This window comes from Microbacterium sp. Bi128 (assembly GCF_918698205.1).
The window spans coordinates 1-1,083 of record NZ_CAKKMM010001614.1 but is presented as its reverse complement, the minus strand read 5'-3'; the positions used below and the strand labels follow the sequence as shown (position 1 = coordinate 1,083).

2 protein-coding genes are annotated in these 1,083 nt (G+C 65.7%); one reads left to right on the top strand and one right to left on the bottom strand.

What is annotated here, in order from left to right:
• The coding region (locus LQV45_RS34945) for a hypothetical protein (RefSeq protein ID WP_230012571.1) at positions 1–659 on the top strand (659 nt) is incomplete at its 5' end.
• A gap of 30 nt (positions 660–689) precedes the next feature.
• Here LQV45_RS34945 and LQV45_RS34940 read toward each other — a convergent pair.
• On the bottom strand, positions 690–1,083 hold a 394-nt coding region (locus LQV45_RS34940; RefSeq protein WP_230012568.1), incomplete at its 5' end, for a phosphoribosylanthranilate isomerase.

The following is a 1,083-nucleotide window of genomic DNA, read 5'->3' as shown; positions in this document are numbered from 1 at the left end:
GTTCCGCCCAGGCTGCCACCGCCGCAACCTGCAGCCCGGCACCGACAAATTCCTATCCGGGCACCGTCGTGCTCGCCACCAGTTTTGAAGCGGGCGGCTTTTGCGGCCTCGTCCCCAAAGTGTCCGGCACCGGCACCGCAACGATGTCCACTTCGCGGCCCCACACCGGGACGCATGCGGCCAAGCTGCACGTGACCACCGATTCCGGCTCGCTCGCAAACCTCTCCTCGCCTTCGTTTTCCTCGGGGACCAAGACCTCGTACGCAGACGGCTGGTTCAATATCACTGTTGCCGGCGTTTCCGGCAATGACGTCCCGTACTTCCGTTTCTTCTCCGGCTCCACCCGAGTCGCGGACATCTACCGCTACAACAGCAACGGGCAGCTGTGGCTCCGGGTCACGTCACCGAGTGGCAGCTTTGTCTACACGAAGCTGATCTCCAGCAGCATCTCTCTGAGCGCCTGGCACCATGTGTCCATGCGGGTGACCGCCAACGGCAATTCGTCAACAATCCAGGTATGGTTCGACGGCGTGCAGCGCTACAGCAGCTCGAGCGTCCAAATGCTCGGGAGCAGCCTAAGCAAAGTACAGCTCGGGGCCGAGCACAACCGGCAAAAGGGCGACGAATACATCGATGACGTCGTCATCAAACGCTCCTAGCCCCTCAGATGGTCCGCGGGCGGCCCAGCTTCATTCAGGCGCCTTGGCCGCCCGCACGAAATCCCCGATCTTGGCCAAGTCCTTGATGCCGCGCGCCGACTCGACCCCGGAGGACACATCGACACCCCACGCCCCGGCCTCCGCCGCCGCCCGGGCCACGTTGGCGGGATCGAGACCGCCGGCGAGCAGCCACTTGCGTCCGGTCAGGGCCTTGGCCCGGACCGAGCCGTAGTCCCAGGCCTCGCCTGAGCCTGGCACGGCGGCGTCGATCAGGAGCAAATCCTCGCCCCAGTCGCTAAAGGCCTCCGGCGCGGCGGCCATGGTGACGGCCCTGATCAGTTTCATCCCGGCGTCGTGCACTGTCCGGACGTCGGCGGGTGAGCGGTCCCCGTGGAGCTGGACCCAGACCAGGCCCGCCTCACGG